We start from the raw sequence: 6103 nt of genomic DNA, 5'->3' as shown, positions 1-6103 counted from the left end.
CTTCCGGCACGAACTGGTCAACCGCCTGCACCAGCAGGGTCCAGTCGCGCTCGGGCAGGTCGGCGAAGGCGTCCTCGGCGAACGGGCCGCGACGTAGCTCCCACGGGCGCTCGCCGTGTTCGAGTACCAGGCGCGACTCGACTTCTTCTTCCAGAGCCAGGCCGGCCAGCTCGTCGGCGTCGATGGGGCTGACGAAGTCGGGGAAGGCCTGACGCACCAGCAGCGGCTTTTTCTGCCAGTAGTCGCGCAGGAATTCACGGGCCGTGAGGCCGCCCAACAGTTGCAGTGGAGTATCAGAATTCATGTTCAACCTATTGAAAAAACTTAGTTTTCGTACGGGAATAAAAACGCCCGGCCAGGCCGGGCGTTGTACGCGACGCTCAGCTTAGATGCGTTTGGCCTGGGCCACGGCGTTGCCGATGTAGGTCGCCGGGGTCAGTTGCTTGAGCTCGGCCTTGGCTTCGGCCGGCATGTCCAGGCCGTCGATGAAGGTCAGCAGCGCTTCAGGGGTGATGCCCTTGCCACGGGTCAGCTCCTTGAGCTTCTCGTAGGGGTTCTCGATGTTGAAGCGGCGCATCACGGTCTGGATCGGCTCGGCCAGGACTTCCCAGCAGGCGTCCAGGTCGGCGGCGATGCGGGCGGCGTTGACTTCCAGCTTGCCGATGCCTTTCAGGCTGGCTTCGTAGGCGATGACGCTGTGGGCGAAGCCCACGCCCAGGTTGCGCAGCACGGTGGAGTCGGTCAGGTCGCGCTGCCAGCGCGAGATCGGCAGCTTGCTGGCCAGGTGCTGGAACAGTGCATTGGCGATGCCCAGGTTGCCTTCGGAGTTCTCGAAGTCGATCGGGTTGACCTTGTGCGGCATGGTCGAGGAGCCGATTTCGCCGGCGACGGTCTTCTGCTTGAAGTAGCCCAGCGAGATGTAGCCCCAGACGTCGCGGTCGAAGTCGATGAGGATGGTGTTGAAGCGGGCGATGGCGTCGAACAGCTCGGCGATGTAGTCGTGCGGCTCGATCTGGGTGGTGTAGGGGTTGAACACCAGGCCCAGCTCGTCCTCGATGAAGGCGCGGGCGTTGGCTTCCCAGTCGATCTGCGAGTAGGCCGACAGGTGGGCGTTGTAGTTGCCTACGGCGCCGTTGATCTTGCCCAGCAGCGGCACGGCTGCCACCTGGGCGATCTGGCGCTCCAGGCGGTAGACGACGTTGGCCAGCTCTTTACCCAGGGTGGTCGGCGAGGCCGGCTGGCCGTGGGTGCGCGACAGCATCGGCACGTCGGCGTGGGCGTGGGCCAGGGCACGGATGGATTCGGCGATCTGGCGCATCAGCGGCAGCAGCACGTCGTCACGGCCGGCGCGCAGCATCAGGGCGTGGGACAGGTTATTGATGTCCTCGCTGGTGCAGGCGAAGTGGATGAACTCGCTGACTTTGGCCAGCTCAGGCAGTTGAGCCGCTTGCTCCTTGAGCAGGTACTCGATGGCCTTGACGTCGTGGTTGGTGGTGCGCTCGATTTCCTTGACGCGTTCGGCGTGCTCAAGTTTGAAATCGGTGGCCAGGCTGTCCAGCACGGCGTTGGCTTCGGCGGAGAACGCCGGCACTTCGCCGATCTGCGGGTGGGCGGCCAGGCGCTGCAGCCAACGTACTTCGACCAAGGCGCGGAAACGGATCAGGCCGAATTCGCTGAAGATGGGGCGCAAGGCCTGGGTTTTGCCGGCATAACGGCCGTCTACAGGGGAAACCGCAGTGAGCGAGGAGAGCTGCATGGGGTGTTCTCGGACAGTCAGGCTTTTGGAAGGGCGCATATCATACATGAAAAACGCGCCCGAGTCGGGTGGCTGACCAAAGGTCGGGCCTATCAAAACTGTTGCGATCCCCTGTAGGAGCGGCCTTGTGTCGCGAAAGGGCTGCGCAGCAGCCCCGGCAATCTTGAGTCAGGCTCGAGATCCTGGGGCCGCGCTGCGGCCCTTTCGCGACACAAGGCCGCTCCTACAGGTTCTGCGTCAATCGTTGGTACGCATCATCCCGTACAGTTCATTGAGCAACTTGCGCCGGCTGAACACCAGCTGCCAGCGGTGTCCGCCCAGCTGGCGCCACAGGCGCGCCGCGCGGATGCCGGCCAGCAGCAGGGCGCGGATCTTCGAGGCGTTGCTGGCCTGCTGCAGGAAACGCATGTCGCCGTGCACCTGGATGCGCTGGCGCAGGGTGCTCAGGGTGTCCTGGTACAAGGCTCCACTGGAAGCAATGACGTTTTCGTGAACCAGGCCGAAATGCTCGGCCTGGGACTGGATCTGCGGCAGGCGGTTGCCGATGGTGTCGAGCATGTCGCCACGCTTGTTCAACTGGCGCTCAAGGCCCAGCATCGACAGGGCGTAGCGCAGCGGCTCGCGCTGCAGGCTGCTGGGGTCGCGCTCCAGGGCGCCGACCAGCGCGCGGTAGCCGTCGCGCAGGTTGAGGTCGTCGCCGCCGAACACCTCCAGGGTATCCTTCGGGTCGCGCACCAGCAGGCTGCCGAGCATGCAACCGATGTTGGCTTCGCTGGCCTGGCCGGTGCGGGCGATGCGGTCGACCAGCACCGCGGCCTGGAACACACCACCCAGGGCGACCAACTGCTCCTGAAGGTTGTTCATCGGCGCGGGCTCCACGGCTCGGCGATCTCGATCACGCCGCCGCCCAGGCACACCTCGCCGTCATAGAACACCACCGACTGGCCCGGGGTGACGGCGCGCTGCGGCTCGTCGAACACGGCGCGGTAGCCGCTCTCGGTGCGTTCCAGGGTGCACTGCTGGTCGCCCTGGCGGTAGCGCACCTTGGCGGTCAGGCGGCGCGGGCTAGACAGGTCGATCGGGTTGACCCAGAAAATTTCCGAGGCCAGCAGGGCGCGGGAGAACAGCCACGGGTGCTCGTTGCCCTGGCCGACCACCAGCACATTGCGCGCGAGGTCTTTTTCCAGCACGTACCACGGCTCGTCGCCGGCGTCCTTCAGGCCGCCGATACCCAGGCCCTGGCGCTGGCCGATGGTGTGGTACATCAGGCCATGGTGCTGGCCGATCACTTCACCCTCGGTGGTCTGGATCTCGCCGGGCTGGGCCGGCAGGTACTGCTTGAGAAAATCGCTGAAGCGGCGCTCGCCGATGAAGCAGATGCCGGTGGAGTCCTTCTTCTTGGCGGTGGCCAGGCCGTGTTTTTCGGCGATGGCGCGTACCTCGGGCTTTTCCAGCTCGCCGACCGGGAACAGGGTGCGGGCGATTTCCTTGCCGCCGACGGCATGCAGGAAATAGCTCTGGTCCTTGTTCGGGTCCAGGCCCTTGAGCAGCTCGGTCAGCGCGCCAGTGTCGCGGCGGCGCACGTAGTGGCCAGTGGCGATCAGGTCGGCGCCCAGGGACAGGGCGTAGTCGAGGAACGCCTTGAACTTGATCTCGCGGTTGCAGAGGATGTCCGGGTTGGGCGTACGGCCGGCCTTGTACTCCTCGAGGAAGTGCTCGAACACGTTGTCCCAGTATTCGGCGGCGAAGTTGGCAGTGTGCAGCTTGATGCCGATGCGGTCGCACACGGCCTGGGCGTCGGCCAGGTCTTCGCGGGCGGTGCAGTATTCGGTGCCGTCGTCTTCTTCCCAGTTCTTCATGAACAGACCTTCCACCTGGTAGCCCTGCTCGATGAGCAGAAGGGCGGAGACGGAAGAGTCCACGCCGCCGGACATGCCGACGATGACGCGGGTCTTGGCGGGGTCTTTGAGTGCTGGGCTGGTCATGGCTACCGGTGTGTATCAGAGGGGAAAAACGCCGATTCTATCAAACCCGTGGGCTGGCGTCAGTCGCGCAGCAGGTCGAGGCTGTGCAGCGGGCCTTTGAGATAGTCGTCGAGGCAGCGCGGTACCAGCTCGCTACGCCAGCGTGACGGCTCGGCCAGCAGTTCGTCGCGGGTCAGCCACACGGCACGGACGATGTCGCTGTCCAGCGCCAGGTCGGCATGATGGTGCACGGGGCGGGCGGCGAAGCAGATGCGCTGGTAGGTGACGCCGTTGCTCGGGGCGGTATAGAGGTAGATGCCGACCACGCCGGTGAGTTCGACTTCCCAGGCGGTTTCCTCGAGGGTTTCGCGCAGGGCGGCCTGGGCGATGGTTTCGTTGGCTTCGAGGTGGCCGGCGGGTTGGTTGAATACGTGCTGGCCGGCCTTGAACTCCTCGACGAAGAGGAATTTGCCGTCGTGCTCGACGATGGTGGCGACGGTGATGTGGGGTTGCCAGGTCATGCAGTGGGCTCCATGGCGGGGGCGTGGGAGCGGGCTTGCCCCGCGATTGCGCCCATACAGGTTCAGCGCAATCGCGGGGCAAGCCCGCTCCCACGGGAGATTTCACAAACTTCAAAAAGCACAAACCCCGGTGCGTGGCCGGGGTCTGTGCTGTTACGTCAAGCGAACCTTACAGGGCGGCGATGGCGCTGTTCAGGGTCTGGCTTGGGCGCATCACCTTGGCGGTCAGCTCGGCATCCGGGGCGTAGTAGCCACCGATGTCGGCCGGCTTGCCCTGGACGGCGTTGAGCTCGGCGACGATGGTCGCCTCGTTCTCGCTCAGGGTCTTGGCCAGCGGGGCGAAGCGCGCCTGCAGGGCGGTGTCGTCGGTCTGGGCGGCCAGTGCCTCTGCCCAGTACAGGGTCAGGTAGAAGTGGCTGCCACGGTTGTCGATACCGCCGACCTTGCGCGAAGGCGACTTGTTGGTGTCGAGGAACTTGCCGGTAGCCTGGTCCAGGGTGTTGGCCAGGACCTTGGCGCGCGGGTTGTCGTAGGTGTTGCCCAGGTGCTCCAGGGAGGCGGCCAGGGCCAGGAACTCACCCAGCGAGTCCCAGCGCAGGAAGTTCTCTTCAACCAGCTGCTGCACGTGCTTCGGTGCCGAACCACCGGCGCCGGTCTCGAACAGGCCACCGCCGTTCATCAGCGGAACGATCGACAGCATCTTGGCGCTGGTGCCCAGTTCCATGATCGGGAACAGGTCGGTCAGGTAGTCACGCAGCACGTTGCCGGTCACCGAGATGGTGTCCTTGCCTTCGCGGATGCGGGCCAGGGAGAACTTGATGGCGTCGACCGGGGCCAGGATGCGGATGTCCAGGCCGGAGGTGTCGTGATCCTTCAGGTACTGCTGCACCTTCTCGATCATCACGCCGTCGTGGGCGCGGGCCGGGTCCAGCCAGAACACCGCCGGGGTGTTGCTCAGGCGGGCGCGGTTGACGGCCAGCTTGACCCAGTCCTGGATCGGCGCGTCCTTGGTCTGGCACATACGGAAGATGTCACCGGCTTCGACGTCCTGCTCCAGCACGACCTTGCCCTTGCCATCGACCACGCGCACGACGCCGTCGGCCTTGATCTGGAAGGTCTTGTCGTGGGAGCCGTACTCTTCGGCTTTTTGCGCCATCAGGCCGACGTTCGGCACGCTGCCCATGGTGGTCGGGTCGAAGGCGCCGTTGGCCTTGCAGTCTTCGATGGTGGCCTGGTAGATGCCGGCGTAGCAGCGGTCAGGGATGATCGCCTTGGCGTCCTGCAGTTCGCCGGCGGTGTTCCACATCTTGCCCGAGTCGCGGATCATCGCAGGCATCGAGGCGTCGACGATGACGTCGCTCGGTACGTGCAGGTTGGTGATGCCCTTGTCCGAGTTGACCATGGCCAGGGCCGGGCGAACGGCGTACAGGGCCTGGATGTCGGCTTCGATCTCGGCTTGCTTCTCGGCAGGCAGATCCTTGATGCGGGCGTACAGGTCGCCGATGCCGTTGTTGGCGTTGAAGCCCACCTGGCTGAGTGCGGCTGCGTGCTTGGCCAGTACGTCGCCGTAGAACTCTTCGACGATCACGCCGAACATGATCGGGTCGGAGACCTTCATCATGGTGGCTTTCAGGTGCACCGACAGCAGCACGCCAGAGGTCTTGGCATCGGCGATCTGCTCGGCGATGAAGGCTTTCAGGGCCTTGCGGCTCAGGGTGGCGCAGTCGATGACTTCGGCGGCCTTGACGGCGGTTTTTTCTTTCAGGACGGTGGTGGCGCCGTCCTTGCCGACCAGCTCGATGCGCAGGCTGTCGTCAGCCTCGATCAGCGCGGCTTTTTCGCTGCCGTAGAAGTCGCCCTGG

General features: G+C 64.9%; 6 protein-coding genes. All 6 read right to left on the bottom strand.

Annotated elements, in window-relative coordinates; translation table 11 throughout:
- On the bottom strand, nt 1-304 hold a 304-nt coding region (locus CC207_RS27925; RefSeq protein WP_371916505.1), incomplete at its 3' end, for a cupin domain-containing protein.
- A gap of 81 nt (nt 305-385) precedes the next feature.
- Complete coding sequence (purB, locus tag CC207_RS22405) at nt 386-1756, bottom strand: adenylosuccinate lyase (RefSeq protein ID WP_062359667.1); 1371 nt, start codon at nt 1754-1756, stop codon at nt 386-388.
- A gap of 237 nt (nt 1757-1993) precedes the next feature.
- Nucleotides 1994-2620, bottom strand: a complete 627-nt coding sequence (hflD, locus tag CC207_RS22400; RefSeq protein ID WP_028692396.1) for a high frequency lysogenization protein HflD — start codon at nt 2618-2620, stop codon at nt 1994-1996.
- Nucleotides 2617-3741 (bottom strand): tRNA 2-thiouridine(34) synthase MnmA, encoded by a 1125-nt coding sequence (mnmA, locus tag CC207_RS22395; RefSeq protein WP_028692395.1) that lies wholly within the window; start codon nt 3739-3741, stop codon nt 2617-2619. The genes hflD and mnmA overlap by 4 nt, the downstream gene beginning before the upstream one ends.
- 59 nt (nt 3742-3800) lie before the next feature.
- Nucleotides 3801-4241 carry an NUDIX hydrolase gene (locus CC207_RS22390; RefSeq protein ID WP_028692394.1) on the bottom strand — a complete coding sequence of 147 codons (441 nt, stop codon included), beginning with the start codon at nt 4239-4241 and terminating at the stop codon, nt 3801-3803.
- A 169-nt stretch (nt 4242-4410) separates the two neighbouring features.
- Nucleotides 4411-6103: NADP-dependent isocitrate dehydrogenase (locus CC207_RS22385; RefSeq protein ID WP_256582228.1), on the bottom strand; the 1693-nt coding region annotated here is incomplete at its 5' end.

The organism is Pseudomonas sp. DrBHI1, assembly GCF_002205115.1.
In the GTDB taxonomy this organism is placed as follows: Bacteria; Pseudomonadota; Gammaproteobacteria; order Pseudomonadales; family Pseudomonadaceae; genus Aquipseudomonas; species Aquipseudomonas mosselii.
Note: the sequence above shows the minus strand (reverse complement) of the source record. Positions and strands in the feature narration are given on the sequence as shown.

Excerpts from the sequence above, each read along its gene's own strand:
- mnmA (WP_028692395.1), bottom strand. The coding sequence starts at position 3,741 with ATGACCAGCCCAGCACTCAAAGACCCCGCCAAGACCCGCGTCATCGTC.
- purB (WP_062359667.1), bottom strand. The coding sequence starts at position 1,756 with ATGCAGCTCTCCTCGCTCACTGCGGTTTCCCCTGTAGACGGCCGTTAT.
- hflD (WP_028692396.1), bottom strand. The coding sequence starts at position 2,620 with ATGAACAACCTTCAGGAGCAGTTGGTCGCCCTGGGTGGTGTGTTCCAG.
- CC207_RS22390 (WP_028692394.1), bottom strand. The coding sequence starts at position 4,241 with ATGACCTGGCAACCCCACATCACCGTCGCCACCATCGTCGAGCACGAC.